The sequence below is a fragment of the Rhodovarius sp. genome, from assembly GCF_040399605.1.
Taxonomy (GTDB): domain Bacteria; phylum Pseudomonadota; class Alphaproteobacteria; order Acetobacterales; family Acetobacteraceae; genus Rhodovarius; species Rhodovarius crocodyli_A.
Genome location: NZ_JBBARU010000040.1, coordinates 1 through 24,321, shown reverse-complemented (window position 1 = coordinate 24,321; position 24,321 = coordinate 1). Strand labels below are relative to the sequence as shown.

Annotated in this window: 28 protein-coding genes and 1 tRNA gene; 21 read left to right on the top strand and 8 right to left on the bottom strand. The window is 66.7% G+C overall.

Going from position 1 to position 24,321, the window contains the following annotated elements:
• Nucleotides 1-15: 15 nt before the first annotated feature.
• On the top strand, nucleotides 16-192 hold the full coding sequence (locus ABWP84_RS11430) for a hypothetical protein (protein WP_353212156.1): 177 nt from the start codon (nucleotides 16-18) through the stop codon (nucleotides 190-192).
• On the opposite strand, the gene ABWP84_RS11425 is transcribed toward ABWP84_RS11430, so the two are convergent.
• The gene (locus tag ABWP84_RS11425) at nucleotides 140-982 is read right to left on the bottom strand and encodes an NADH-ubiquinone oxidoreductase (RefSeq protein WP_353212155.1); all 843 of its coding nucleotides are present in this window, start codon (nucleotides 980-982) and stop codon (nucleotides 140-142) included. The two genes, ABWP84_RS11430 and ABWP84_RS11425, sit on opposite strands and share 53 nt — an antisense overlap.
• Nucleotides 972-2,675 (bottom strand): dihydroxy-acid dehydratase, encoded by a 1,704-nt coding sequence (locus ABWP84_RS11420; protein ID WP_353212154.1) that lies wholly within the window; start codon nucleotides 2,673-2,675, stop codon nucleotides 972-974. The genes ABWP84_RS11425 and ABWP84_RS11420 overlap by 11 nt, the downstream gene beginning before the upstream one ends.
• 205 nt (nucleotides 2,676-2,880) lie before the next feature.
• On the opposite strand from ABWP84_RS11420, the gene ABWP84_RS11415 reads away from it, so the two are divergent.
• The 7 genes from ABWP84_RS11415 (at nucleotide 2,881) to ABWP84_RS11385 (ending at nucleotide 7,069) form a co-directional block, all read left to right on the top strand.
• Nucleotides 2,881-3,012, top strand: a complete 132-nt coding sequence (locus ABWP84_RS11415) for a hypothetical protein (RefSeq protein ID WP_353212153.1) — start codon at nucleotides 2,881-2,883, stop codon at nucleotides 3,010-3,012.
• A 117-nt stretch (nucleotides 3,013-3,129) separates the two neighbouring features.
• Nucleotides 3,130-3,600, top strand: a complete 471-nt coding sequence (gene rplM, locus ABWP84_RS11410) for a 50S ribosomal protein L13 (RefSeq protein ID WP_353212152.1) — start codon at nucleotides 3,130-3,132, stop codon at nucleotides 3,598-3,600.
• A 7-nt stretch (nucleotides 3,601-3,607) separates the two neighbouring features.
• A complete protein-coding gene (gene rpsI, locus ABWP84_RS11405; RefSeq protein ID WP_353212151.1) occupies nucleotides 3,608-4,105 on the top strand; it encodes a 30S ribosomal protein S9 in 498 nt (165 codons plus the stop codon).
• Nucleotides 4,106-4,227: 122 nt separating this feature from the next.
• Entirely contained in the window at nucleotides 4,228-5,166 is a 939-nt protein-coding gene (gene argC, locus ABWP84_RS11400) for an N-acetyl-gamma-glutamyl-phosphate reductase (RefSeq protein ID WP_353212150.1), read from the top strand.
• Nucleotides 5,163-5,690, top strand: coding sequence for a gamma carbonic anhydrase family protein (locus ABWP84_RS11395; RefSeq protein WP_353212149.1), 528 nt, complete (start codon nucleotides 5,163-5,165; stop codon nucleotides 5,688-5,690). The genes argC and ABWP84_RS11395 overlap by 4 nt, the downstream gene beginning before the upstream one ends.
• 155 nt (nucleotides 5,691-5,845) lie before the next feature.
• Nucleotides 5,846-6,421, top strand: a complete 576-nt coding sequence (locus tag ABWP84_RS11390; protein WP_353212148.1) for a hypothetical protein — start codon at nucleotides 5,846-5,848, stop codon at nucleotides 6,419-6,421.
• A gap of 21 nt (nucleotides 6,422-6,442) precedes the next feature.
• Nucleotides 6,443-7,069 (top strand): hypothetical protein, encoded by a 627-nt coding sequence (locus ABWP84_RS11385; RefSeq protein ID WP_353212147.1) that lies wholly within the window; start codon nucleotides 6,443-6,445, stop codon nucleotides 7,067-7,069.
• Here ABWP84_RS11385 and ABWP84_RS11380 read toward each other — a convergent pair whose 3' ends face one another.
• Complete coding sequence (locus ABWP84_RS11380) at nucleotides 7,070-7,912, bottom strand: arginine deiminase family protein (protein WP_353212146.1); 843 nt, start codon at nucleotides 7,910-7,912, stop codon at nucleotides 7,070-7,072.
• A gap of 97 nt (nucleotides 7,913-8,009) precedes the next feature.
• Here ABWP84_RS11380 and ABWP84_RS11375 point away from each other — a divergent pair, with 97 nt between their 5' ends.
• Together ABWP84_RS11375 and ABWP84_RS11370 are read left to right on the top strand one after the other, a co-directional pair.
• Nucleotides 8,010-8,939: a tripartite tricarboxylate transporter substrate binding protein gene (locus tag ABWP84_RS11375; RefSeq protein ID WP_353212145.1), complete on the top strand. Its 930-nt coding sequence runs from the start codon at nucleotides 8,010-8,012 to the stop codon at nucleotides 8,937-8,939.
• A gap of 58 nt (nucleotides 8,940-8,997) precedes the next feature.
• Nucleotides 8,998-9,765: an aldolase/citrate lyase family protein gene (locus tag ABWP84_RS11370; protein ID WP_353212144.1), complete on the top strand. Its 768-nt coding sequence runs from the start codon at nucleotides 8,998-9,000 to the stop codon at nucleotides 9,763-9,765.
• Between the two features lie 23 nt (nucleotides 9,766-9,788).
• Here ABWP84_RS11370 and ABWP84_RS11365 read toward each other — a convergent pair whose 3' ends face one another.
• Together ABWP84_RS11365 and ABWP84_RS11360 are read right to left on the bottom strand one after the other, a co-directional pair.
• Nucleotides 9,789-10,133 carry a CrcB family protein gene (locus ABWP84_RS11365; RefSeq protein WP_353212143.1) on the bottom strand — a complete coding sequence of 115 codons (345 nt, stop codon included), beginning with the start codon at nucleotides 10,131-10,133 and terminating at the stop codon, nucleotides 9,789-9,791.
• Entirely contained in the window at nucleotides 10,130-11,452 is a 1,323-nt protein-coding gene (locus ABWP84_RS11360) for a replication-associated recombination protein A (protein WP_353212142.1), read from the bottom strand. The genes ABWP84_RS11365 and ABWP84_RS11360 overlap by 4 nt, the downstream gene beginning before the upstream one ends.
• 33 nt (nucleotides 11,453-11,485) lie before the next feature.
• Here ABWP84_RS11360 and ABWP84_RS11355 point away from each other — a divergent pair, with 33 nt between their 5' ends.
• The 9 genes from ABWP84_RS11355 to ABWP84_RS11315 all read left to right on the top strand — a co-directional run bounded on the left by ABWP84_RS11355 (nucleotide 11,486) and on the right by ABWP84_RS11315 (nucleotide 20,534).
• A complete protein-coding gene (locus ABWP84_RS11355; protein ID WP_353212141.1) occupies nucleotides 11,486-12,451 on the top strand; it encodes a tripartite tricarboxylate transporter substrate binding protein in 966 nt (321 codons plus the stop codon).
• 204 nt (nucleotides 12,452-12,655) lie between these two features.
• Nucleotides 12,656-13,600 (top strand): tripartite tricarboxylate transporter substrate-binding protein, encoded by a 945-nt coding sequence (locus ABWP84_RS11350; protein WP_353212140.1) that lies wholly within the window; start codon nucleotides 12,656-12,658, stop codon nucleotides 13,598-13,600.
• Nucleotides 13,601-13,627: 27 nt separating this feature from the next.
• A complete protein-coding gene (locus ABWP84_RS11345) occupies nucleotides 13,628-14,587 on the top strand; it encodes a tripartite tricarboxylate transporter substrate binding protein (protein WP_353212139.1) in 960 nt (319 codons plus the stop codon).
• A 164-nt stretch (nucleotides 14,588-14,751) separates the two neighbouring features.
• Nucleotides 14,752-15,519 (top strand): fumarylacetoacetate hydrolase family protein, encoded by a 768-nt coding sequence (locus ABWP84_RS11340; RefSeq protein WP_353212138.1) that lies wholly within the window; start codon nucleotides 14,752-14,754, stop codon nucleotides 15,517-15,519.
• Between the two features lie 281 nt (nucleotides 15,520-15,800).
• Nucleotides 15,801-16,787 carry a tripartite tricarboxylate transporter substrate binding protein gene (locus ABWP84_RS11335; protein WP_353212137.1) on the top strand — a complete coding sequence of 329 codons (987 nt, stop codon included), beginning with the start codon at nucleotides 15,801-15,803 and terminating at the stop codon, nucleotides 16,785-16,787.
• Between the two features lie 53 nt (nucleotides 16,788-16,840).
• Nucleotides 16,841-18,025 (top strand): M20 family metallopeptidase, encoded by a 1,185-nt coding sequence (locus ABWP84_RS11330; RefSeq protein WP_353212136.1) that lies wholly within the window; start codon nucleotides 16,841-16,843, stop codon nucleotides 18,023-18,025.
• Nucleotides 18,026-18,095: 70 nt separating this feature from the next.
• Nucleotides 18,096-19,307, top strand: a complete 1,212-nt coding sequence (locus tag ABWP84_RS11325) for an MFS transporter (RefSeq protein ID WP_353212135.1) — start codon at nucleotides 18,096-18,098, stop codon at nucleotides 19,305-19,307.
• 61 nt (nucleotides 19,308-19,368) lie between these two features.
• Nucleotides 19,369-20,310, top strand: coding sequence for a protein-methionine-sulfoxide reductase catalytic subunit MsrP (gene msrP, locus ABWP84_RS11320; RefSeq protein WP_353212134.1), 942 nt, complete (start codon nucleotides 19,369-19,371; stop codon nucleotides 20,308-20,310).
• The gene (locus ABWP84_RS11315) at nucleotides 20,307-20,534 is read left to right on the top strand and encodes a hypothetical protein (RefSeq protein WP_353212133.1); all 228 of its coding nucleotides are present in this window, start codon (nucleotides 20,307-20,309) and stop codon (nucleotides 20,532-20,534) included. Before msrP ends, ABWP84_RS11315 begins: the two co-directional genes overlap by 4 nt.
• A 12-nt stretch (nucleotides 20,535-20,546) precedes the next feature.
• Here the strand turns inward: ABWP84_RS11315 and ABWP84_RS11310 are convergent, their stop codons facing one another.
• From ABWP84_RS11310 to ABWP84_RS11300, 3 genes are read right to left on the bottom strand one after another with little or no spacing between them, the layout of a single operon-like run.
• Nucleotides 20,547-21,683, bottom strand: a complete 1,137-nt coding sequence (locus tag ABWP84_RS11310; protein WP_353212132.1) for a CoA transferase — start codon at nucleotides 21,681-21,683, stop codon at nucleotides 20,547-20,549.
• A 53-nt stretch (nucleotides 21,684-21,736) separates the two neighbouring features.
• Complete coding sequence (locus tag ABWP84_RS11305) at nucleotides 21,737-22,282, bottom strand: hypothetical protein (RefSeq protein ID WP_353212131.1); 546 nt, start codon at nucleotides 22,280-22,282, stop codon at nucleotides 21,737-21,739.
• A gap of 29 nt (nucleotides 22,283-22,311) precedes the next feature.
• Nucleotides 22,312-22,962 carry a TIGR04283 family arsenosugar biosynthesis glycosyltransferase gene (locus tag ABWP84_RS11300; RefSeq protein ID WP_353212130.1) on the bottom strand — a complete coding sequence of 217 codons (651 nt, stop codon included), beginning with the start codon at nucleotides 22,960-22,962 and terminating at the stop codon, nucleotides 22,312-22,314.
• Nucleotides 22,963-23,078: 116 nt separating this feature from the next.
• On the opposite strand from ABWP84_RS11300, the gene ABWP84_RS11295 reads away from it, so the two are divergent.
• On the top strand, nucleotides 23,079-24,212 hold the full coding sequence (locus ABWP84_RS11295; protein ID WP_353212165.1) for a PA0069 family radical SAM protein: 1,134 nt from the start codon (nucleotides 23,079-23,081) through the stop codon (nucleotides 24,210-24,212).
• Nucleotides 24,213-24,243: 31 nt separating this feature from the next.
• A tRNA-Thr gene (locus tag ABWP84_RS11290) sits at nucleotides 24,244-24,318 on the top strand.
• The last annotated feature ends 3 nt before the right edge of the window (nucleotides 24,319-24,321 follow it).

Here is a 24,321-nt window from a genome sequence, read left to right as displayed (position 1 = left end):
AGAAAGGTTCCGACGGTGATATTCAAGGCATTGGCTGCGCCGCTGATGGTGGCGCATGTGGTGGTGAGCGGTGCCTTCACCGCGGGCGCCGTGGCTGGGGCGGCGGGCGTGGTGGGGCTTTGCGCGCTGCGCCGCCGGCTCAAGGAGAAAAAGGCCGAAACGTCTGGCGAAGACCTTCTGCCAGCGGCATAGGCGAAATCCCCAGGGTCTCGCGCATCATGGTGATGTCGAAGGCCTTGTCCTCGGTCAGGCGGCGGATTTCGTCGGGGCCGATGCGCGGCAGGCCGGGCAGGCGGGTGAGGGGGCTGGCGGCCATCAGCGCCCAGGCCGGCAGCGGCAGCACCGGGCGCGGGCGCAGGCCGCAGGCTTGGGCGATGGCGGCGCAGAAGGCGGCATAGGTCATCGCCTCGGGGCCGGCGATGGTGATGGCACCTTGCGCGCTGCCATGCAGCGCGGCCAGCACGCAGGCGCTCACATCCGATTGATGGATGGGCTGCACCAGGCTGGCGCCGCCATTGGGCAGCGGCAGGATGGGCAGGCGGCGCATGAGGGCGGCCAGGCGCTGGACGTTGTTCTCGCCCTCGGCGCCATAGATCATGGTGGGGTGGAGCATGACGCCCGCCCGGCCGCTGGCCAGGAAGGCGGCCTCACCCGCGCGCACGCCATCGCCATGCGCATCGGGCCAGCGCGAGAAGCGCCTTGTGCTGCCCAGGAAGACCAGCCGCGCTCCAGGCGGGCTGGCGGCGATGACCGCCCCGGCATGGCGGGCATGGGCGGTGGAGATGATATGCGTGGCATCTGCCAGCGCCCGGCGCAGCGCATCGTGCTGTTGGATATCGGCGATGCGCGGCGCCAGGGCCAGGGCGGTGGCCGCCCAGCGCTGGGCATCGCGCACCACCGGGATGCAGCCCGGCAGCGCCCGGGCCAAGGCCGCGCCCGAGCGCCCGGAGGCACCGATAATGGCGACGCGTTCAGCCACCATCGGCACGCAGGAAGCGCAGATCGGCCCCATCGGGCGCCTGCATCACCTGCTCATGCACCAGCCGATCCCAGCCGCGCTTGGGGGCGGGGGCGGGGGACCAGGCGGCGCGGCGGGCGGCGATTGTGGCTTCATCCACCAACAGGTCGAGGCTGCGGTGTTTGACGGAGAGGCGGATGCGGTCACCGGTTTCGGCAAAGGCGAGCGGGCCGCCGGCCGCGGCCTCGGGGGCGATATGCAGCACCACGGTGCCGAAGGCGGTGCCGGACATGCGGCAATCGCTCATCCGCACCATGTCCTCCACGCCCTGACGGCCGAGCTTTTTCGGGATGGGCAGGTAGCCGGCCTCGGGCATGCCGGCGGGGGAGAGGGGGCCGGCGTTTTTCAGGATCATGATGGTGTTGGCGTTCACATCGAGCGCCTCGTCATCGATACGCGCGGCGAGGTCCTCGACGCCGTTGAAGACCATGCATTCGGCCTCATGCTCGAAGAGGGATTCGGTGGCGGCGGAGCGTTTGAGGATGGCGCCATCGGGGGCGAGCGAACCGAATAGCGCCACCAAGCCGCCGACGGGCGAGACCGGGTTTTCCCGTGCCTTGATATACTGACGGTCCACGAAATGGGTGCCGTCGCCGATGCGCTCGGCCAGGGTTTTGCCATAGACGTCGCGGGCATCAAGGTGCAGCAGGTCGCGGATTTCCCACAGTAGGGCGCGCATGCCGCCGGCGAAGTGGAAGTCTTCCATATAGCCTTCGCCGGTGGGTTTGAGGTCGACCAGCACCGGGGTTTCGTCGCTCATTGCATCGAGGCGCTTGAGGTCCACCCGCAGCCCGGCACGGCCGGCGATAGCGGCCAAATGCACCAGCGCATTGGTGGAGCCGCCGAGCGCGAGCAGCACGCGCATGGCGTTCTCCACCGCCTCGATGGTGAGGATTTCCGAGGGGCGGATTTTGAGGCCCATGGCCAGGCGGCCGGCCTCCTCGGCGATGCGCAGACGGTCTGAATGCACCGCCGGTGCGCTGGCACCTTCAAGCGGCATGAAGCCGAGTGTGGCAACCAGGCAGGCCATGGTGCTGGCGGTGCCCATGACGCCGCAGGTGCCGGCAGTGACGGCGAGGGCGTTTTCGACCTCATTGATGCGCTCTTCGGAGACATCGCCCGAGCGGTAGCGCGCCCAGTAGCGCCGGCAATCGGTGCAGGCGGCCAGGCGCTCACCCTGGTAGCGATTGGCGCTCATCGGGCCGGTGACGAGCATCACCGCGGGCACATCGGCCGAGACGGCGGCCATGAGTTGGGCCGGCACCGTTTTGTCGCAGCCGCCGACGAGGACGACGCTGTCCATTGGCTGGGCCGCCACCATTGCCTCGGTGTCGAGCGCCATGAGGTTGCGGTAATGCATGGAGCAGGGGGTGAGGAAGGGCTCGCACAGGCTGATGGTGGGGAAGGCCATGGGCAGGCCGCCGGAGAGCATCACGCCGCGCTTCACCGCCTCAATCAGATCGGGCACGGAGCGGTGGCAATTGTTGAGGTCGCTCGCGGTATCGACGATGCCGACCACGGGGCGCGAGAGGGCGTCCTTGGAATAGCCCATGGAGGCGGCGAAGCTGCGGCGGAGGTAGAGGGCGAATTCGCGGTCGCCATAATTGGCGGCGTTGCGGCCTAGGCCGTGCGGGGCGGGGGGCGGTGTGTCGTTCATGGCGGTATTTTGGGGCAGAAGGCGGGGTTCGTCACCCTGGTGGGTGCTGGGGGGCTTTGGGCTGAGACATGGCGGCGTTGCCTTGGCAATGACATGTCTGGAATATATTGTATTCTTGGCTGGGCGGGTGGCCTTATGACCGAGTGAGGTGACGCTTGATGTCAATGGCGGGTGAGGCGCGCTCTTTCATGGACCGCCGGCCGCTATGATTCAGGCGCTCGCCACCCCTCGCCAGGAGGCGCGCGAAACCCGCCGAGCCGGCCGGGCCGCATTGTGGGATGAGAGTATGGAATACTGGGATTGCGCCGTGCAGCGCGCGGCATTCCTGCCGGATTGATCGGCAGCCCAGGCGTTGCGGTATTATGTTACCACAGCAAAAAATCCCAGTTTCCGCTTGACCTGCAGGCCTGCGCCCGGCATATCGCGCCATCCTATCTGCTCAGGCGAAAGTTCAATGCTTCAAACCCAGACCACTTCCATCAAGCCGGCCGATGTCCAGAAGGGCTGGATCTTGGTCGATGCCGATGGCCTCGTTCTTGGCCGCCTTGCCACCATCGTGGCCAATCGGCTGCGCGGCAAGCACAAGCCCACCTTCACCCCGCATGTCGATTGCGGTGACCATGTGGTCATCATCAATGCCGACAAGATCCGGGTGACGGGCAATAAGGCCGAGCAGAAGGTGTTTTATTGGCACACCGGCTTCGCTGGCGGCATCAAGGGCCGTTCGCTGGCCGAGCGCCTGGCCGGCAACCACCCCACCTCGGTGATCGAGAAGGCGGTGGAGCGGATGATCACCCGCGGGCCGCTTGGCCGCAAGCAGATGAAAAACCTGCATGTCTATACCGGCGCTGAGCACCCCCATGCCGGTGCCCAGCCGGTGGCGCTGGATGTCGGCGCCATGAACCGCAAGAACAAGATTGGTTGAGCGTCCGATGAGCGAACAAGTCTCCTCCTCCCTGGCTGACCTCAAGACGATGGTCGCCGGCACGCCGGCCGCCGCCGTGATGGAAGCCGCCATCAAGCGCGAGCCCAAGCGCGACCCGCAGGGCCGCAGCTACGCCACCGGTAGCCGCAAGAACGCCGTGGCCCGCGTCTGGGTGAAGCCCGGCAAGGGCACCATCACGGTCAATGACAAGCCGGCCAGCCAGTATTTTGCCCGCCCCGTGCTGCGCATGATCATCACCCAGCCCTTCCTGGTGGCCGATCGCTATCAGGCGTTTGACGTGGTTTGCACCGTGGTCGGCGGCGGTCTCTCCGGCCAAGCCGGCGCCGTGCGCCATGGTATTTCCCGCGCCCTGGTGAATTACGAGCCCGATCTGCGCGGCATTCTGAAGAAGGCCGGCTTCCTGACGCGCGACAGCCGCTCGGTCGAGCGCAAGAAGTACGGCAAGATGAAGGCCCGACGTAGCTTCCAGTTCAGCAAGCGCTAAGCCCTCGCGGACGGGCTTTGCGCCCGCCGCATGGCGAGACATCAGAAGGGCGGGTCCGCAAGGGCCCGCCCTTCTTGCTTTTGCACCACCATCGACCCACCATCCCGACCGAGGAGCAAGCCATGACCCACAGCGTCTTCATCGACGGCGAAGCCGGCACGACGGGCCTACAAATCCGCGAGCGTCTCGCCCGACTGCCGCATATCGCGCTGCGTTCGCTGCCCGATGCGCTGCGCAAGGACGAGGCCGCCAAGCGCGCCCTGATGGCCGAGGTGGATGTGCTCATCCTTTGCCTGCCCGATGTCGCGGCGCGCGAGAGTGCCGCCATGGCCGCAAGCCTGGGGCAGCGGGCGCCGCGCATTATCGATGCCTCCACCGCGCATCGCATCCATCCCGACTGGGTTTATGGCCTGCCGGAGATTTCTCCGGCGCAGGCAGCGGCCATTGCGGTGGCCCCGCGCGTTTCGGTGCCTGGCTGCTACCCCACCGGCCCCATCCTGTTCCTCCGCCCGCTGGTGGCGGCGGGGATCATCCCGGCCGATTTCCCGATCAGCGTGAATGCGGTCTCCGGCTATACCGGCGGCGGCAAGGCGATGATCGCGGAATATGAGGCCCGGCAGGGCAATGATTTCGAGCTTTATGGCCTGGGCTTTGAGCATAAGCATGTGCCCGAGTTGCAGCATTATTCCGGCCTGACGCGGCGGCCGATCTTCATCCCCAGCGTGGCCGATTACGCCCAGGGCATGCTGGACAGCATTCCGCTGCATCTCGATGCGCTGCCGGGGTCGGTGACGGTGGCCGATATCCTGGCCTGCCTCGCAGCCCATCACGCCGGCAGCGATTATGTGCGGGTGATCAGCGGTGACGCCAAGGACCGGCTGGAGCCCCAGGCGCTGAACAACACCAACCAGATCGAATTGCGGGTCTATGGCAATGAGCAGCTGCGCCAGGCGCTGCTGGTCGCGCGCTATGACAATCTGGGCAAGGGCGCCTCGGGGGCGGCGGTGCAAAATCTGGGGCTGATGCTGGGCGTCGCCGTTGAGACGAGGTTGGCAGCATGAGCCACGGTCCGCTTTATCCCTTCGAAGGCAAGCTGCCCGTGGTGGATGCCTCCGCCTGGGTGGCGCCCACCGCGGCCTTGATCGGCGATGTTACCATCGGCGCGCAGACCAATATCTGGTATCATTGCGTGCTGCGGGGCGATACCAATTTCATCCTGATCGGCGCGCGCACCAATATTCAGGATGGCACGATCATCCACGTCAATGCTGCCCATCAGCCCACCCGCATCGGTGATGATGTGACGGTGGGCCATGCCGCCATCATCCATGCCTGTACCCTCGAACACCGCGCCTTTGTCGGCATGGGGGCGACGGTGCTGGATGATGCGGTGGTGGAGGAGGGCGGTGTGCTGGCCGCGGGCTCGGTTCTGCCGCCTGGCAAGCGCATCGGCCGGCTGGAATTGTGGATGGGCAATCCGGCCAAGCTGGTGCGGGTGCTCACGCCGGAAGCGCGGGCGGGTTTTGACCGCACGGCGACGCATTACGTTGAATTATCGGGCCGGCATCGGGCATCGCTGGCCTGACCTGGGAGCATGATGCGTTGACGCGAAATCGCCGTGAACGCGCGATCATCCTCTCAATAACGGCTGTACCGCGCGGCGTGCATTCATCTGAACGCGGCGTGGTCTAGCATCGGGCGGGCGCGGCAACATATCAGGGTTAGAAGAGGGAGAGCTTTATGCGCGGCTTCATCACCACCCTGGCCCTGCTGCTGCCGCTGATCGGCTGCGGGCCGCTCTCGCCCAGCGCGTCGTTGCCCTATGACGCCACATTGGGCGCTGCGGACCCGACGCGGGGGGCGATTTTCAGCACCGCCTATGCCTTCAACAATCCCGGTGGCTTGGCCACGCCCGCCATCGCCGCGCGGGCGGCGGCCAATGTTGAATTCCTCGCCGTCAGCCTGCCGCATGATGCGCGCTACGGCTCCAGCCCCACCGTGAACCAGCAAATGGCGGCGGCGCGGCGGGAGATGCATGCGGCGCTGGGCATTGTTGAAGGCGCCAATCCGCAGCTGGTGGTCAATGGCCTTTATGCTGCCTCGCGCGCGCTGGCGGCGGGTGACAATGCGGCGGCCGAGCGCGCCCTCGCCCCGGCGGTCTTCAGCAATGGGGGCGAAACCCTCCGCCGCCTGGCCGCGATGGGCCCCTGGCCCCGCACTGCCGAGGCCACGGCGATGGCCGAGCGCGAGCATTTGCGCATCGAGCAGGAGCGCATCAATTCGCAACCCGGCGGCGATAGCAGCGGCCGGAACTGAGCCCAATCCAAGGAACACGCGATGCGACAGCGCCTAGCCTTTCTCGCCCTGCTGGCCATCCTTGGCGGCTGCGATGAGCTGCGGCAGCGGCCGGCCTCGCCACCGGCTGGGCTGGATGCGGGGGGCGATCCGATTCGCGGTGGGCCGGGGGCGCTGGTGCGCGCCTTTGGCGACCGTGGCATCGGCCTCAATGGCCGGCCGGCCGAGATGGCGCTGGCACTCGCCCGGCTGGAATACATCACCGATGCGCTGGAGCGTGAGCGCGCCCTGGCGCCGGTGTCGCAGGGGGTGCGCTTTGAGATGATCGGCGCCCGGCGCGAGACCCGTGCGGCGCTGGGCATGGCCGAGACGGTGCCGCCCGCCCGTGCGGTGGAGGCGCTGCTGGCCACCAGCCGCGCCTTGCGCCGTGGCGATGATGCGGCGGCCCAAGCGGCCATCGCCCCTGTGGTCAGCCCCGGCGGCCTGCCACCGCTGGGCCGGCTGGCCGATATGGGCGGGCTGCCCCAGGCCGCCATCGCCACCACCGCCCTGCGTGATGAGATTGAGCGGCTGGATCTTGAGAATGGTTGGGTTGCGGTGCCGGTGCCCAATGTCGCCGGCTTTGGTGGCATGACCACCACCGGCTTGGGTGGCAATACCGACCGCTGATCACTCCCGCAGCAAGGGGCAGGTCAGGCAATGCGGGCCGCCGCCGCCCAGGGTGAAGAGTGACAGGGCGGGGTCGAGCACCGTGAGGCCCTCGGCGCGCAGGGCGGCGTTGAGGCGGGTGGATTCGCGCGCCGAGATCACCCTCTCATCGCCCAGCGCCAGAATATTGCAGCCCAGGCGCATCGCCTCGGTATAGGTGACGGGCAGCACGCGGATGCCATGGCCGGTGAGCCAATCGATGAAGCCTGGATCGAGCACCTCGGTGCAGGCGACGGCGAGGGAGGGTGCTGCCATGCAGAACAGCACATCGAGATGCAGGAAATGCTCGTCAAAGCGTTCGAGGCGCACCTCCCAGCCCTCGGCGCGCAGCCAGCAGGCGAGTTGGTTGGCGCCGGCCTCATCGGTGCGCCCGCCGCTATGGCCGATGAGGGCGAGGCCGGGGCGGATGATATGGATATCGCCGCCCTCCAGCGTGCCGGCGGAGGAGAGGCGCCAGAAATTGCCATCATAGAAGCGGTGCAGGGCGGCGTATTCGCCGCGCCGCTGCGGGCGTTCCAATTGGCAGAGCACAGCGCCCCAGGGCGTCATCACGCTCTGGTCGCGGGTATAGGCCATATAGGGCAAATGGGGTTCGGGGGCGAGCATATGCACCCGTGCGCCACCCTGCTGCAGCGCATCCACCAATTCGCCATGCTGGGCGGCGAGTTGGGCCGCGGTGGGCGGCTGGCCGCCCTCCTCCAGCACGCGGCGGACGATGCTATTGGTGGGTATCCACCGGTAATGGGTGGGCGGGCAGACCAGCACCTCGCGCAGGGGGGCGGTTTCGGATGCGACATTCCACATGGGCCCAGGCTAATCCTGGCATGGGGGCGCGCCTATACTTGGTCGTTGCATTTCAGCCCCGCGCTTGGCTAGCCTCTGTCAAAACGGAGGAAACCCAATGCGTATCCTATGGCTGGCCATGCTGTGCATGGCGGTGGCGCTGCCCGCGCATGCTCAGGCGCCAATCACCCTCATCGTCAATTTCGTCGCCGGCGGGCCGTCGGATTTGATGGGGCGGCTGCTGGCGCCCGAATTGTCGCAGCGCCTGGGCACCCAAGTGCTCATCCGCAATTCGATTGGTGCGGCGGGTGGTATTGGCGCGGCGGAGGCGGCGCGGGCGCGGCCGGATGGCACCACGCTGCTGCTCAGCCCGATCGGCGCCATGGTCATCCAGCCGAATTTCCGCGCTGATCTGCCCTATCGGCCGAGTGACCTGGTGCCGATCTGCCAGATCGCCGATACGCCGGTGGTGATGATGTCCGCCCCTGGCGGGCCGCGCAGCCTGGCCGAGGTGCTTTCGCGCGCGCGCGCGGCGGGCGGTGCCTTCAATTACGGCTCCACCGGCCCCGGCAGCATGCCCCATATTGCGACTGTGGCGCTCGCCCGCAGCGCGGGGGTGGCGATGACCCATATCCCGTTTCGCGGCAATGCCGAGGCCATTGTCTCGCTGATGCGCGGCGATACATCCATCTTCGCCGATCAGCCCGGCACGCTGCGGGCCAATAACCTGCACCCGGTTGCGATCTTCGCCGAGAGCCGGGTGGCGGAATTCCCGCAGACGCCCACGCTGCGCGAGCAGGGCCATGATCTGGTCTATTCCATCTGGTCGGGGATTTATGCGCCGGCTGGCGTGGCGCCGGAATTCATCGCCCGCGTGGATGCCGCCTGCGCCGAGGCGCTGCGGGTGCCCGCGGTGGTGGAGGGTTTTTCTCGCCTGGCCACCCCCATCGTCTATCGCAATGCGGCCGAGTTTGCCGCCTTCAACCGGGCGGAGCTGGAAAAATTCCGCGGCGTTATTGCGGCGGCGGGAATCCGCCCGGGGGATTGATGCGCCGCGCGGCGGGTCCTAGCGTCTTGCGCAGCGTTCGATGATCAGGAGAAAGCGCATGGCGAATAAAGTGAAAGAAATGTGGGCGGCCAATAAGGCGGTGGTGAATGGCTGGCTGGCCATCCCCTCGGCCTTCTCGGCCGAGATGTATGCCCAATGCGGCTGGGACAGCGTGACTGTCGATATGCAGCATGGCGTGCAGGATTATCAGAGCTGCGTGGCGTGCTTCCAGGGCATGCAGCCGCACAATGTCACCCCCATGGTGCGCGTGCCCTGGCTGGAGCCTGGCATCATCGGCAAGGTGCTCGATGCCGGCGCCTATGGCGTGATCTGCCCGATGGTGAACACCGCCGAAGAAGCCCGCGCCCTGGTGCAGTACAGCAAGTATCCGCCCAAGGGCACGCGCAGCAATGGCCCGATCCGTGCTGGCAGCTATGGCAGCTCGGGCAACTACCAGAAGACCGCAAATGACGAGATTCTGGTGATCCCGATGATCGAGACGCAGACCGCGCTCGATAATCTGGAGGCCATTCTCGATGTTCCGGGCGTTGATGGCATTTACGTGGGCCCGTCTGACCTCGGCTTCTCGCTCGGCATGGAGCCGAAGCTGGACCGCGAAGAGCCCGAGATCATGGCGATCTACAAGCGGTTGCTGAAGGAGACCAAGAAGCGCGGCCAGGCTGCTGGTCTGCACAATGGCACCGCCGCCTATGCCAATAAGATGATCAAGATGGGCTTCAAGCTGGTGACCATCTCGAACGAGGTTGGCCTGATGCAGGTGGCCGCCAAGGCCGCCGTGATCGAAGCGCGCGGCAGCAAGAAGTAAGCGCCTTGCAATGGTGCGGGGGGCTAGCCTCCCCGCACCGCCTGCCAGGCCAGGAAGAAGGCCAAGAGGCCCAGCCCCACCGAGGCCAGCACATAGCCAGCGCCCAGCCAGGGCGAGCGTTCGAGCAAGAGGCCGGTCTCCAGCGAGAAGGCCGAGAAGGTGGTGAAACCGCCCAGCACTCCGGTGATCAGAAAAAGCCGGAAATTGCCGGAAACCCCCAGCCCGGCCAGCACGCCGATGACGCCGCTGCCAAGGATATTCACCCCCAGCGTGCCCCAGGGAAAGCCCGGCGTGTTCATCGCGAGGCCAATCCAGTAGCGCAGCACCGAGCCGAGCGCGCCGCCCAAACCCACCAGAAATACGCTCATCGCTTTCTCCTTGCCGCGTTCCACCGTGCCATGCGTTCGCCTATCGCGGCCTCGGCGCCGCGGTCGGTGGGGGTGTAGAAGCTTTGCCGGGCCATGCCATCGGGGAAATAATTCTGGCCGGAGAAAGCATCTTCTGCGTCGTGGTCGTATTGGTAGCCGCCGCCATAGCCGAGTTCCTTCATGAGCTTGGTCGGCGCATTGAGGATATGGGCGGGGGGCATGAGCGAGCCGGTTTCCTTGGCCGCGCGCATCGCCGCACCGAAGGCCTTATAGACGGCGTTGGATTTGGGCGCGGTGGCCAGATGCAGCACCAATTGGGCGAGGGCCAATTCGCCCTCGGGGCTGCCCAGGCGTTCGTAGCTTTCCCAGGCGGCGATGGCGAGCGGCAGGGCGCGGGGGTCGGCAGCACCCACATCCTCGGCGGCGAAGCGCAGCAGGCGGCGGGCGATGTAGCGCGGGTCCTCGCCGCCGGTCAGCATGCGGGCGAACCAGTAGAGTGCGGCATCCGGGTCGCTGCCGCGCATGGATTTATGCAGGGCGGAGATGAGGTTGAAATGCTCCTCGCGGTCCTTGTCGTAGAGTGCGGCGCGGCGGGCGAGCAGGCTTTGCAGGGCGGCCAGATCCAGCGCCGCGCCGGGGGGGATGGCGAGCAATTGCTCGGCCAGGTTCAGCAGGTAGCGGCCATCGCCATCGGCCATGGCGCATAAGGCGGCGCGGGCCTCTGGCGTGAGGGGCAGGGGGCGGGCTTCCAGCGCCTCGGCGCGGGTGAGCAGGCCTTCGAGTGCCGCCTCATCGAGCCGGGTCAGCACCAGCACCTGGCAGCGTGACAGCAGCGCGCCGTTGAGTGCGAAGCTGGGATTTTCCGTTGTGGCGCCAACCAGGGTGATGGTGCCATCCTCGACAAAGGGCAGAAACCCATCCTGCTGGGCGCGGTTGAAGCGGTGCACCTCATCGACGAAGAGCAGGGTGCGGCCGCGCCGCCGCCCGGCCTCTTCAAAGGCCTTTTTGAGATCGGCCACGCCGGAGAAGACGGCGGAGATGGCGTGGAAATGCAGCCCCGCCGCCTCGGCCAATAACCGGGCGATGGTGGTCTTGCCCACGCCAGGCGGGCCCCAGAGGATCAGGCTGGGCAGCGAGCTGCGCGCCAGCATCGCCCGCAGCGCACCTGCGGGGCCCAGCAGCGCCTCTTGGCCCACCACCTCATCGAGGTTGGCCGGGCGCAGCCTATCGGCCAGCGGGCGGGGGCCGGCACGCGGTGCCCGCACGGCTTCGGCGGTTGCGCCAAAAAGATCGCTTTCCAGGTGACGTGGTTCGGCCATGGCGGCATCATGCCGCAAAACTCGGAGAGAGACATGCCAACACGCCGCACCACCATTCTGGCTGCCCTTGCCACGCCTACCCTGGCCACGCCTGCCTTGTCGCAGGCCTGGCCGGTGCGGCCGCTGCGCATGATCGTCTCCTTCCCGCCCGGGGGCAGCACCGATGTGGTGGCGCGGCTTATCACGCCGACCATCGAGCGTGTTCTGGGCCAGCCGGTGGTGATCGAGAATCGCGGCGGCGCCAATGGCGCGCTGGGCGCCGCCGCCGCCGCCCAGGCGCCGGCTGATGGCTATACTTGGCTGCTCGATGCCGGGGGGGCTGCGACCAACCAGTTCCTGATGCGCGGCCTGGGCTTTGAATATGAGCGGGCCCTCGCGCCGGTGACGCAGCTCACCCTGCTGCCCTCGGTGCTGATGGTGCGCGCCGATAGCCCGCACAACACCCTGGCCCGGCTGGTGGCGCATTTGCGGGCCAATCCGGGGCGGGAGAGCTATGGCTCCTCAGGCACCGGCACCGGGGCGCATCTCTCGGGCGCGCTGCTGATGCGCCGCGCGGGCACGGAGGCGCAGCATATTCCCTATCGCGGCGGCGCGCAGCAGATGACGGCGATGCTCACCGGCGAGACGCTCTTCGCCTTCTCGACGCTGGCAGTGCCGGCGCCGCTGCTGGCCGAGGGCCGGCTCACTGCCATTGCTGCCTCCTCGGCCGAGCGCATCCCTGGCTATGACAATGTCAGTACCGTGGCCGAGCAGGGCATGCCGGGCTTTGACATGGTGGATTTCCATCAGATTTCAGCGCCCAGCGGCACGCCGACGGCCATGATCGCCCGCATGGCCGAGGCAGCGGCAGAGGCGATGCACAGCCCGGCGCTGGCGGCGCGTTTCCAACTGCTGGGGCTGATCCCACGCGCCCGCGGGCCGGAGGATTTTGCTGCTTTTCTGGCCCAGCAAAGGCAGCGCATGGGCGAGGTGATCAGGGCTGAGGGGCTTCAGGCCTAAAGTATTTTCAAGCCTCGTGGCTTGGCTTGGCTTGGCGAGGCGACCCGGGAAATGCGGCAAAACAAAGGGTCCGGCAGGCTGCTGAACAACCCTGCTGGGGTGCTCGAGGGGCAAAGCCCCTCGGTCTTTTTTCCCCCAGCGATTCGTCTTTCAGCAGCCGAACTGACCCTCGCCGCCGGACACGGCGTGGCTTAGATAGGGGTCATGTTCCGTCGTTCCCTTTTGGCCATGCCCTTGGCCGGCGCTGCCCGGGCGCAATGGGCGCCCTCGCGGCCCATTCGCCTCATCATCGCCTTTCCGCCGGGCGGCAGCACCGATGTGCTGGGGCGGCTGATTGCGCCTTTGCTGGCGGCGCGGCTGGGCCAGCCGGTGGTGCCGGAAAATCGCAGCGGTGCGGCGGGTGCGGTGGGATCGGGCTTCGTGGCCAGCGCGCCGGCCGATGGCCATACCATTCTGCTCGATAGCGGTGGGCAGGCGGTGAACCCCTATCTCATGCGCGGCCTGGGCTTTGATTATGTGACCGGCTTTGCCCCCATCACCCTATTGGCGACGCTGCCGCTGGTGCTGGTGGTGCTGGCCGAATCGGGCATCACCACGCTGGCCGAATTGCTCGCCCGCGCCCGGGCCGAGCCGGCGGCCTATGGCAGTGTGGGGGTGGGCAGCCGCACCCATTTGGCCGGCGCGTTGCTGCTGCGCCGGGCGGGCATTGCCGGCACCCATGTGCCCTATCGTGGTGGTGCTGATCAGATCACGGCGCAGTTGCGCGGCGAGACCTTGTTTGGCTTTTCCTCGGTCGCGCTCACGGCGGCGCTGTTGCGTGAGGGGCGGCTGCGGGCGCTGGCGGCCTCCTCCCCGTTGCCGGCCTTGGCTCTGCCGGAGATTGTTCCTGTGGCCGCTCAGGGGTTTGCGGGCTTTTCGATGATGGATTGGCTGGCGCTGCATGCCCCGGCGCAAACCCCGGCGCCGGTGGTGGCCCGCCTGGCCGAGGCCGCCGCTGGCGCCATGGCCGAGCCGGGGATTCAGTCGCGCCTGGCCGATTTGGGCCTGCAGCCCCAGGCGCAAGGCCCGGCGGCGCTGGCCGCCTTTTTGGCCGAGGAGCGGGCAATGATGTCTGGCTTGATCGCCGCGGAGAATATCCGGCTGGATTGATGCGCCGGCCTGTCGCATAGGGGGGGCATGATCACCCGCCGCAGCCTCGCCCTTCTCAGCCTCGCCACCCCTGCCTTGGCGCAAGCCTGGGCGCCCAGCCGCCCGGTGCGCATCGTGGCCGGCTGGCCCGGCGGTGGCGCGGCCGATGCCTCGCTGCGCCTGGTGGCGCCGCATATGCAAACCGCGCTGGGGCAGAGCGTGGTGATTGAGAATCGCTCTGGCGCATCGGGTTCGATTGGTGCTGCGGCGGTGGCGCAGGCGGCGGGGGATGGGCATACGCTGCTGTTTGACGCGGCGGGGCAGGTCTCCAATCCATTTCTCATGCGCGGGTTGTCCTTTGACTATCTGACCGCTTTTGTGCCTGTGACGGTGTTTGCGCTGCTGCCCAATCTGCTGGTGGTGCGCAGTGAGACGCCGTTTCGTAGTGTGGCTGATCTTGTTGCCCATTTGCGGGCCAATCCGGGGCGCGAGGCTTATGCCAGCACGGGGATTGGCATTGTCTCTCATCTGGCCGCGGTGATGTTCACCGCGCGGGAAAACCTCCAGGTGACGCATGTGCCTTACCGCGCTTCGTCGCAATCCATCCCCGGCTTGTTGGCGGGGGAGACGCTGTTCACCTTTAACACCACCCCGCTCGCCGCGCCGCAGGTGCGTGATGGCAAGCTGCGGGCATTGGCGGTGACCACGCCGCATCGCATTCCGGCCTTCCCCGAGGTGCCGACGATGATCGAGCAGGGCTATGACGGGTTTGCGATCAATGAATGGCTGGGGCTTTTCGCCCCGGCCGGCACGCCGGCGGCTGCCGTGCAGCGCCATGCCGATGCCGCGGCACTGGGCCTGGCCGACCCCATGGTGCGCGACCGCCACGCCCTGCTGGGCATGGAGATTGTGGCTGGCGGCCCTGCCGCCATGGCCGATTTTCTGGCCGAGCAGCGCGCCCGGGTGGGCCGGTTGATCCGCGACAACAACATCCGCCTGGAGGGGTAGCGCGCCCGCGACGAAACTGCTTAACGCGGCCGTCACAAAAACTCGCGGGGACTCGCATGCGCCTGGTCACTTTTTCTGACGCTTCCGGTCGCCGCGTCGGCGCGATGGATCAATCAGGGCAAGTTCGCGATATCGGAGCAAACCGTGGGGGCTTCCCCACCGACATGCTGACGGTCATTGGGAACGCCGATATCTGGCTCCCGATTGCTCAAGGCGAACTCGCCAGCGCGCCTATCGCGGTTGGTGCGAAGTTACACGCCCCCATTCCCCGCCCGCCGAAGAATGTGTTTTGCGTCGGCAAGAATTATCATGAGCATGCGAAGGAATTCGCCGGTTCCGGCTTTGATGGCGGGGCGGCCAATGTAGTGCCGCCGTTTCCGGTGGTGTTCTCCAAGCCGCATACCAGCATCATCGCCACTGGCGAGGATATTTTGGCCGATATGGACCCCACCGGCGGCCTGGATTTCGAGGGCGAATTGGCCTTCGTGATCGGCAAGGGGGGGCGTGGGATTTCCAAGGCGCAGGCGCTGGACCACGTCTTTGGCTATACCATCGTGAACGACGTCACCGCGCGGCATTTGCAGAAGCGGCATTCGCAATGGGTGCTGGGCAAGGGTCTGGACACTTTCTGCCCGATGGGCCCAGCCATTCTGACCGCCGATGAGGTGCCCGACCCCGCCAAGTTGGAACTCACCACCTGGGTGAATGGCACCCAGCGGCAGCACGCCCCTGTCAGTGACCTGATCTTTGATATTCCCACCCTGATCGAGGCGATTTCGGCCGCCATCACGCTGGAGCCGGGCGATGTGATTGCCACCGGTACCCCGGCGGGGGTGGGCATTGGCCTTAACCCGCCGGTGTTCATGCATCGCGGCGATGTGGTGCGGATTTCGGTGACGGGGATTGGCGTATTGGAGAATACCGTTCGCTAGGCAAGGGGCGCGCGCGCCTACTCTCTCCCTCCGAATGTCCCGGCCCGCTAAACAGCCCCAGCCCTACTCTCTCCCTCCGAACGTCCCGGCCCGCTAAACAGCTCCAACCCTACTCTCTCCCTCCGAACGTCCCGCCCCGCTAAACAGCCCCAACCCTACTCTCTCCCTCCGAACGTCCCGCCCCGCTAAACAGCCCCAACCCTACTCTCTCCCTCCGAACGTCCCGGCCCCTCCAACCCCAAAACAGGCTGCACAAAAAAATGCGCAATCCTCGCCGAATTATGTTGGTTCGTCGCCGTTTATTGGCGGGTGTAGCGGTTGCGGGGGGCGTGGCCTTGGGCGGCTTGCAGGCGCAGATGCCACCCTGGCCGGGCGGGCGCAGCGTGACGATGGTGGTGGGTTTCCCCCCCGGCGGGCAGGCGGATGTCTCTGGCCGGCCCTTTGCGGCGGCGCTGGAGCGGGTGATCGGCGCGCCGGTGCCGGTGGTGAACCGCCCCGGTGCCTCGGGCGGGCTGGGCAATGCCTTTGTCGCCCGCGCGCCCGGCGATGGGCTGACGGTGCTGATGGCGCTGAGTTCCATGCTCATCCTGCCCGAGGCCGACCGCATCCATGGCCGCGTGGCGCAATATGAAATCGACCAACTGGCGCCCATCGCCCGGGTGACGGCGGACCCCACGGTGCTGGTCGTGCCCGCCGCCTCGCCATGGCGCAACCTGGGCGAGTTGGTGGCCGATGCGAAGCGCCGCCCCGGCGCCATCAGCTATTCCTCGGCCGGCAATTTCTCGGCGCTGCACACGCCCATGGCGATGTTCACCGCCGCGGCGGGCATCGATATGCTGCATGTCCCCTTCCAGGGCGGCGGCCCGGCGCTGACGGCGCTGCTGGGCGGCACGGTGCAGGCCCTGGCGAGCGGCACCGGGCCGGTGATGCAGCATATTCAGGCCGGAAGGCTGCGGGCGCTGGCCACCACCGGGGCCACCCGCGTGCCCGGCCTGCCCGATGTGCCGACCATGGCCGAGGCGGGCTATCCGGATGTGCTCTACCTGATCTGGGCCGGGCTTTTTGTGCCGGCCAGCACGCCGGCCGCGCTGCGCGAGCAAATCCGCGCCGCTGCCGCCCGCGCTGCCGGGGATGTTGATGCGCAGCGCGCGCTGACCACAGCCGGCAGCCCGCTGGCCTATCTTGATGGCGCGGCCTTTGAGGCTTTCATCCGGCAGGATGCGGCGCGGCTGATCCCGGCCGTGCGCCGTATTGGCCGGGTGGAGTAGCCTTTGCGGCCCTTATGGCTGACACTGTTGCCAGCAATGCTCTGGAGAAGACCATGAACGCCGAAACCCCACTGGCCAAAATCACCGCCTGGCTCGCCACCCAGCAACCCGCCATGCTCGCAGCACTGGAGCGCATGGTGAACACCGATGGCGGCAGCTACGACAAGGCTGGCGTGGATGCTGTGGGGCAGCAGGTGCGGGAGTTTCTGGAAGGGCAGGGCATCGTGGTGGAGGCGGTGCAGGGCGAGCGCCATGGCGATTGCCTGCGCGCCTTTGTGGGCAGCGATGCGGCACCGGCGGGCAATGCGCCGCGCAATATCGTGCTGATGGGCCACCGCGATACGGTGTTTCCGAAAGGCGAGCCTGAGCGCCGGCCCTTCCGCATTGAGGGCGGCCGCGCCTATGGGCCGGGCGTCTCCGACATGAAGTCGGGCATCGTGTTGAATATGTTCATGCTGGCGGCGTTTCATAAATTCGGCGGCGCGCCGGGGCCGATGGTGGGGCTCTTCACCGGCGATGAGGAAATTGGCAGCCCTGAGGGCCGGGCAGTGATCGAGGCCGAGGCCCGCGGCGCGCGGGTGGTGTTCAATTCCGAGCCTGGGCGGCTTTCCGGCAATGTCGTCACCGGGCGCAAGGGGGGGGTGTTTTCGGTCTTCGACATCACCGGCAAGGCGAGCCATTCGGGCGGCAATTTCGAGGCTGGAATCTCTGCCATTGGCGAATTGGCGCATAAGATCATCGCCATCCATGCGCTGACCGACCTCAAGCGCGGCATCACCCTCAATGTGGGCCTGGTGCAGGGCGGGCAAAGCGTGAACACGGTGGCCCCCTCCGCCCAGGGCCAGATCGACCTGCGCTATGTGAACCCTGAGGATCGCGACGAGATCATGGGCAAGATCCATGCGATCATGGCGACCAGCCATGTGCCCGGCACCAAGGCGGTGCTCACCATCAAGGGCGAGTTTCTGCCACTGACGCAAAGCCCGGCGGCGGCGAAATTGTTCAAGCTTTACAAGGGTGCCGCTTCCGAGGCGGGGCTGAATGTGCAGGGTGAATTCTCCGGCGGCTGCGCCGATAGCGGCTTCACCGCGGCCCAGGGCGCGCCGACGATTTGCGCGGTGGGCCCGGTGGGCGGCCTCGCGCATAGCCCGGAGGAGTTCCTCGAACTCGGCTCGCTGGTGCCGCGCGCCCAGGCCATGGCGCGGGCGATTTGCGGGCTGGATGCGGCGGGGCTGTGATCGCTGGGCTTAGCCTGGGCGGCGCAATAAGAGGTTGCGCCGCAGCATGGCCCGTGGCGAAGTCCTTCCCATGAGCAGCACGCTGACACGGCCCATGGGCACCATCATTCTTTGCGGCGTGGTTTGCGCCGCGCTGGCCATGGGGCTGCGCAACAGTTTCGGGCTTTTTCTGGCGCCGATGACGGCTGATCTGGGCTGGTCGGCTTCGGGCTTTGCCCTGGCCATTGCGCTGCAGGTGCTGGTGAATGGCCTGTTTCAGCCGATTTGTGGCCAATTGGCGGATCGGTTTGGTGGGCGGATCGTCATTATGGGTGGTGCGGTGCTCTATGCGCTGGGCATTATCGGCATGGCGCTGAGCACGGGGCTCACGCTTTTCACCTTCTTCGCTGGCATCGTGATGGGGGCGGCGGTTTCGGCGGCGGGCATGCCGATCATCTCGGCCAGCCTGACCCGCATGCTGCCCGAGGCTATGCGTGGGCGCGCGGTGGGGCTGGGCACGGCGGGGTCATCCTTTGGCCAGTTCCTGGTGGTGCCTTTGGCGCAATTGGGCATCAGCTTTGCGGGGTGGCAGGGGGCCTTGTTCCTGATGGCGGGGGCGGCGCTGATCATGCTGCCACTCGCACTGCCGCTGAACGACACAAAGCCCAAGCCCCAGCCCGGTGCCGCTGCCGAGGAGACGGCCAGCGCAGCGCTCAGCCGCGCGCTGTCCAGCCGGAATTTCTGGTGCCTGTTTTTTGGGTTTTTTGTCTGCGGCCTGCATGTGAGCTTTCTCTCGGTGCATATGCCGGGCTTTGTCGCCTCCTGCCATTTGCCCAGCTATGTCGGTGCGGGGGCGATTTCGCTGATTGGGTTGTTCAATATCATCGGCAGCCTGGGCGCGGGCGAGCTGTCCTCGCGCTGGCGGCGGCGTGACCTGCTGATCATCATCTATGCCTCGCGCGGGGTGCTGATGGCGGGCTTCATGATGGTGGAGAAGACCACCGCTTCGGTGCTGGTTTTCTCGGCGTTGATGGGCATTCTCTGGCTCTCCACGGTGCCACCCACGGTGGCCCTCTGCGCGCGAAATCACGGCACGCGCTGGCTTGCGACGATTTTTGGCCTGGTGTTTCTGGGCCATCAGTTCGGCGGTTTCACCGGCGCCTATCTGGGCGGGCTGATCTTTGACCTCACCGGCAGCTACGACCTCATGTGGAGCCTTTGCATTGCCGCCTCCGCCTTTGCGGCGCTGATGCATATTCCGATTAACGATGCGCCGAGCCGGCCGGTGGTGCAGCCGGCCTGAGCCGGGGCTTTCGCACTGGCGCGGCGCCCCCACATGAGGTCTGTTTGAAGGAACACCGTTTATGGTCATCCATCGCCGTCGCGGCTGGAACAGCCCGGCCAGTGCCATCACCCCGCAGGATGCGCTGCTGAACCGCCGCGCATTGATGTCGGGTTCGGCGGGTTTGCTGGCAGCAGCGCCAGCCCTGGCGCAATCGGGCGCGGTGCCGGCCTTGCCGCCACATGCCCGCAACCCCGCCTTCGAGCCCGGCCGCGCCCTGACCGCCGAGCGCGAGGCCACCACCTATAATAATTTCTACGAATTCGGCTCGCATAAGACCATCGCGCGGGATGCCGCGCGCATGCCGCGCCGGCCCTGGACGCTGAAGGTGGATGGGCTGGTGGAGAATCCGCGCGAATTCGATATTGATGACCTCATTCGCCTCATGCCGATTGAGGAGCGTGTGCTGCGACTGCGCTGCGTGGAGGCCTGGGCGATGACGGTGCCCTGGACCGGCTTCCCCCTTGCCGCGCTGATGAACCTGGTCAAGCCGCTGGGCAGCGCCAAATATCTGGCCTTTCAGACCGCGCAATTGCCCGCGGTGATGCCCGGCCTGCGGCAGAGCTGGTACCCATGGCCGCATATGGAGGCCTGCACCATTGCCGAGGCCGGCAATGCCATGAGCTTCATGCCCGTGGGGCTCTATGGCCAGCCGCTGCCGCCGCAGAATGGCGGGCCGGTGCGGGTGCTCTTCCCGTGGAAATACGGCTTCAAATCCGGCAAATCCCTGGTGCGCATCACCGTGCAGGAGCAGCGCCCGGCGACTTTTTGGGGCACCATCCAGCCCTCTGAATATGGCTTTTGGGCCAATGTGAACCCGCAAGTCGCCCATCCGCGCTGGAGCCAGGCCACCGAGCGGCTGATCGGCACCAATGAGCGGGTGCCGACGCAGATGTGGAACGGCTATGGCGAATTCGTCGCTTCGCTGTATGAAGGCGTGCAAGGTGAACGTTTATTCGTATGAGAATAGCAGGCTGGATTTTGGTGATACTGGGCTTTGGGCTCGGCTTTGGGTTTGGCTTCGGCCTGCCGCTGGCCGAGGCGGTGACTTGGTTCGGGCGCGCTGACGCGGCGGGCGGCATTGCCCATTGGGTGCTGGCGCGCCCGGCCTGGGTTGTGCCCATGCTATTGGGCGTGGCCTTGCTGACCCTTTCGGGGTGGCTCAGCAAGGATGCCGGCCCGGCCTGAATTGGGCCTGGCTTATCCGCGCCCCAGCACCTCGTGATTATGCTCACCGAGCTTGGGTGAATCGCGGGTGGGGTGCGGCCGCTGCCGGTTGAAGGAGAGCGGCAGGCCAACCACTTTTGGCCCGCCATTGGGCAGGGCGCAGATGAGGTCCACCGCGGCCATTTGCTCACTGGCCACCACCTCGGCAATGTCATTCACCGGGCCGCTGGGCACGCCCACGGCATCGAGGGCGGCCAGCCAATGGTCGCGCGGGCGGGTGGCGAAGACGGCCGAGATCAACGGCACGAGGATGGCCTTGTTGCGCACCCTCTCCGCACCGGCGGCGAAGCGTGGGTCCTTAGACCATTCAGGGTGGCCGAGCACGGCGGCGGCGCGGGCGAAAAGCCTATCATTGCCGGCGGCGAGACAGAGCGGGCGGTCGGCCGTTTCGAAGACCTGATAGGGCACGATGACGGCCGCGCCGGTGCCATGGCGTTTGGGGATATCGCCGGTGGCGATGTGGTTGTTGATCTGGCCTTCGACCCAGAAGGCTGCGGTTTCAAACAGCGAGCCATCGACGAGGCAGCCCTTGCCGGTGCGCTCCCGCCAGCGGAGCGCGGCCAGGGCGCCGATGGTGATGAACAGGCCGGTTGCCTTATCGTTGATCGAGGCGCCGCAGAAGGTGGGTGGGCCATCGGGCTGGCCGGTCACGCTCATCATCCCGCCATAGGCTTGCAGCAGCGGGTCGAAGCCGGGCTTCATCATCATCGGCCCTTCGAAGCCGAAGGCCCAGATCGAGCAGTAGATCAGCCGCGGATGGGCAGCGAGCATGGTTTCAGGGCCGATGCCGCATTCTTCCACCACGCCGGGGCGGAGGTTCTGGATCAGAATATCGGCGCTCTCGCACAGCTTGTGCAGGGCGGCGACATCCTCGGGCTTTTTCAGGTCCAGCGTGATGGAGCGCTTGGAGCGGTTCTGGCCGTGGAAATACAGCGAGGTCACACCATCCGGGCCATAGGGCGGGCCCCAGAGCCGGGCGTCATCGCCGCCATCGGGTTTTTCCACCTTGATGACATCCGCGCCCATATCGGCCAGCACAGCGCCGGCGAGGGGGCCGGCCAGCGCCTGGCCGACCTCGATGACGGTCAGGCCGGTGAGGGGTAGTTCCATGTGTGTTTCCTCCATTGGCGGCAGCATAGCGCGCGCGGAGGGCGCGTCGATGGTCAGCGCAGTCGGACGACGAGGCCTTTGGCGAATGGGGGCAGCCCTGCCTCCAGCGCCCCCGCGGCGGCCGGGGGGGCGGTGACCCGCAGCTTGAGGAACAAGGCACCGATTGTGCCCAGGCAGATGGCGCTCTCGGTCAGCGGGCCGTCATCGGCGCCAATGTCGAGCAGGATGCAGCGTAGCCCGGCATGGCTGGCCGGGCGCTGGGCCAGGATGCGCATTTGGGGTGCCGCATGGATCCGAGCAATGTCATTCAACCCGGCGCGCAGCTGCATGTCCACCAGGGCTGCGGTGTTGCTCCCACCGATCTGACGCTGCCCCCCATCATAGAGGTAGACCGTGGCGAGCACCCCGCGGGTAGAGCGGTAACTGACAGAAGCACCCAGCCTGGGGTCGCGCGCCATCACGGCGTAATCCGTCGTGCTGCCACGCTCGAAGCCAGCCAAGCCTGGGGGGAGGGCGGCCAGCATGGCCAGCGGTGCGGTGGTAGGTTGCTGGGCGGGTTTTTGCGCCAATGCCGGCATGGCGAGGAGCATGATCGTCAATAGCAACCGGCACGGCATGGCGGGGCCTTTCAGTAGATGCGTGCCAGCCAGCGCGGCGGCACGCCGGCGAAGTAGAGCGAAAGTATGGAGAGGTTTTTCGCCGAGCGCAGCATAAATCCATGCTTGTGCCATTTATTCGCCGAGGTGATGGCGCGTGGCGCCAGCGCCACCGGCCGCAGCGGCCGCAGCCGGCGGATGAGATCGACATCTTCCATCAGGGGCATGGGCCGGAAGCCGCCCATGGCCTGATACAGGCCGCGATGGATCAGCAGCCCCTGGTCGCCATAGGGGAGAGAAAAATTCCGGCAGCGCCAGGCCACGGCGCGTTCGAGCCTGCGGGCCGGCGGGCTTGGATCATCGAGGGCGAAGGTGAAATGCGCAGCCCCTGGCGGGCCGGCCATGAAGGCTTGCGCGGCCTGGCTCCAGCCTGGTTCCAGCCTAGTATCGGCATGCAGGAAGAGCAGCCACTCGGCCGTGCTGGCGGCCGCACCTGCGGCGAGTTGGGCACCGCGGCCCCGGGGCGCCTGCACCACCTCAGCGCCCAGTCTCATGGCGATATCGGCGGTGCCATCGGGGCTGGCGGCATCGGCCACGATGATCCGGCAAGGGGCTTCGGCCAGTGTCGCCAGGGTGGCGGGCAGGGTGGTGGCGGCGTTCCAGCTGGGGATGATGACGTTCATTTTTTGTTCTTGACTGGCGCGAAAAGCCGCATCAAATTGTGCTGGAACGGAACGGGAACTTAGCCATGCCTGATGGTCTCCTCTGGGGTCAACCCTCGCCGAAGCGGCTGCCGATGATGCATGCGGCGGGGCAGCAATCGCGCACAGGCTTTGCCATTCCCGGCAGCCAATACAAGGGCCGTGGCGCGATCTCCAACCCCGGCAACCGCTTTGAGGAAAGTGCCGTGGAGCCCTTGGATGATGGCTGGGGCACGCTGTCTGAGGAACTGGCCGATCTGCCGCCGCTGGCCACCCAGTTGCTGCGCGAGAAATCGCGCACGGCGCTGACCTATAATGACAGCCCTGACCTGGGCTTTGACCGTTCGATCAACCCTTATCGCGGCTGCGAGCATGGCTGCATCTACTGCTATGCCCGGCCGAGCCATGCCTATCTGGGGTATTCGCCGGGGCTGGATTTTGAGACCAAGCTGATGTTCAAACCGGACCTGCCGGCGCTGCTGGAGCGCGAGTTGAGCCGCCCCGGCTATACGCCGCGCCCGGTGGCGCTGGGCGCCAATACCGACCCCTATCAGCCGGTGGAGCGCAATGTGACGCTGACCCGCCAGGTGTTGGAGATTCTGGAGCGCTTCAACCACCCGGTGACGGTGGTGACGAAATCGGCCCTGGTGCTGCGCGATGCCGATATTCTGGCCCGGATGGCGGCGAAGAACCTGGCGCAGGTGGCTATTTCGGTCACCACCTTGGATGCGGCCTTGGCGCGCAAGATGGAGCCGCGCGCGGCGAGCCCGGCCAGGCGCTTGGCGGCGATGGCGGAGCTGTCTCGGCTGGGGATTCCCACCGCTGTGCTGGCGGCGCCGATGATCCCTGGGCTGAATGATGCCGAGTTGGAGAAGATTCTGCTGGCCGGCGCCAATGCCGGGGCGAAGCGGGCGGGTTATGTGCTGCTGCGCCTGCCGCTGGAAATTCGCGCCCTGTTCGAGGAATGGGTGGCGCGGCATTTCCCGGACCGGGCGCGAAAAGTGCTGGCCCTGGTGCGCGAAACCCGCGGTGGGGCGTTGAACCAAAGCGCCTTTGGCCAGCGCCAGACGGGCACGGGCCCCTATGCGGAGTTGCTGCAGCAGCGCTTCCTTCGCATGGTTTCGGCCTTGGGGATGGAGCGGCGCGATGGTGGCGTGGCGAGCCTGGATTGCGAGCAATTTGCCGTGCCGCGCGGTACGCAGATGCAAGCGCGCCAGATGGCCTTGTTTTGAGGTGAAGGCGGGGCTATCACGCCCGCGGTTGGCCGATTTAGCTCAGGGGTAGAGCAACTGATTCGTAATCAGTAGGTCCGGGGTTCAATTCCCCGAATCGGCACCATTT

Coding starts and splice junctions, on each gene's coding strand:
- ABWP84_RS11425 (WP_353212155.1), bottom strand. CDS start 982: ATGGTGGCTGAACGCGTCGCCATTATCGGTGCCTCCGGGCGCTCGGGC.
- ABWP84_RS11420 (WP_353212154.1), bottom strand. CDS start 2,675: ATGAACGACACACCGCCCCCCGCCCCGCACGGCCTAGGCCGCAACGCC.
- ABWP84_RS11415 (WP_353212153.1), top strand. CDS start 2,881: ATGATTCAGGCGCTCGCCACCCCTCGCCAGGAGGCGCGCGAAACCCGC.
- rplM (WP_353212152.1), top strand. CDS start 3,130: ATGCTTCAAACCCAGACCACTTCCATCAAGCCGGCCGATGTCCAGAAG.
- rpsI (WP_353212151.1), top strand. CDS start 3,608: ATGAGCGAACAAGTCTCCTCCTCCCTGGCTGACCTCAAGACGATGGTC.
- argC (WP_353212150.1), top strand. CDS start 4,228: ATGACCCACAGCGTCTTCATCGACGGCGAAGCCGGCACGACGGGCCTA.
- ABWP84_RS11395 (WP_353212149.1), top strand. CDS start 5,163: ATGAGCCACGGTCCGCTTTATCCCTTCGAAGGCAAGCTGCCCGTGGTG.
- ABWP84_RS11390 (WP_353212148.1), top strand. CDS start 5,846: ATGCGCGGCTTCATCACCACCCTGGCCCTGCTGCTGCCGCTGATCGGC.
- ABWP84_RS11385 (WP_353212147.1), top strand. CDS start 6,443: ATGCGACAGCGCCTAGCCTTTCTCGCCCTGCTGGCCATCCTTGGCGGC.
- ABWP84_RS11380 (WP_353212146.1), bottom strand. CDS start 7,912: ATGTGGAATGTCGCATCCGAAACCGCCCCCCTGCGCGAGGTGCTGGTC.
- ABWP84_RS11375 (WP_353212145.1), top strand. CDS start 8,010: ATGCGTATCCTATGGCTGGCCATGCTGTGCATGGCGGTGGCGCTGCCC.
- ABWP84_RS11370 (WP_353212144.1), top strand. CDS start 8,998: ATGGCGAATAAAGTGAAAGAAATGTGGGCGGCCAATAAGGCGGTGGTG.
- ABWP84_RS11365 (WP_353212143.1), bottom strand. CDS start 10,133: ATGAGCGTATTTCTGGTGGGTTTGGGCGGCGCGCTCGGCTCGGTGCTG.
- ABWP84_RS11360 (WP_353212142.1), bottom strand. CDS start 11,452: ATGGCCGAACCACGTCACCTGGAAAGCGATCTTTTTGGCGCAACCGCC.
- ABWP84_RS11355 (WP_353212141.1), top strand. CDS start 11,486: ATGCCAACACGCCGCACCACCATTCTGGCTGCCCTTGCCACGCCTACC.
- ABWP84_RS11350 (WP_353212140.1), top strand. CDS start 12,656: ATGTTCCGTCGTTCCCTTTTGGCCATGCCCTTGGCCGGCGCTGCCCGG.
- ABWP84_RS11345 (WP_353212139.1), top strand. CDS start 13,628: ATGATCACCCGCCGCAGCCTCGCCCTTCTCAGCCTCGCCACCCCTGCC.
- ABWP84_RS11340 (WP_353212138.1), top strand. CDS start 14,752: ATGCTGACGGTCATTGGGAACGCCGATATCTGGCTCCCGATTGCTCAA.
- ABWP84_RS11335 (WP_353212137.1), top strand. CDS start 15,801: ATGTTGGTTCGTCGCCGTTTATTGGCGGGTGTAGCGGTTGCGGGGGGC.
- ABWP84_RS11330 (WP_353212136.1), top strand. CDS start 16,841: ATGAACGCCGAAACCCCACTGGCCAAAATCACCGCCTGGCTCGCCACC.
- ABWP84_RS11325 (WP_353212135.1), top strand. CDS start 18,096: ATGAGCAGCACGCTGACACGGCCCATGGGCACCATCATTCTTTGCGGC.
- msrP (WP_353212134.1), top strand. CDS start 19,369: ATGGTCATCCATCGCCGTCGCGGCTGGAACAGCCCGGCCAGTGCCATC.
- ABWP84_RS11315 (WP_353212133.1), top strand. CDS start 20,307: ATGAGAATAGCAGGCTGGATTTTGGTGATACTGGGCTTTGGGCTCGGC.
- ABWP84_RS11310 (WP_353212132.1), bottom strand. CDS start 21,683: ATGGAACTACCCCTCACCGGCCTGACCGTCATCGAGGTCGGCCAGGCG.
- ABWP84_RS11300 (WP_353212130.1), bottom strand. CDS start 22,962: ATGAACGTCATCATCCCCAGCTGGAACGCCGCCACCACCCTGCCCGCC.
- ABWP84_RS11295 (WP_353212165.1), top strand. CDS start 23,079: ATGCATGCGGCGGGGCAGCAATCGCGCACAGGCTTTGCCATTCCCGGC.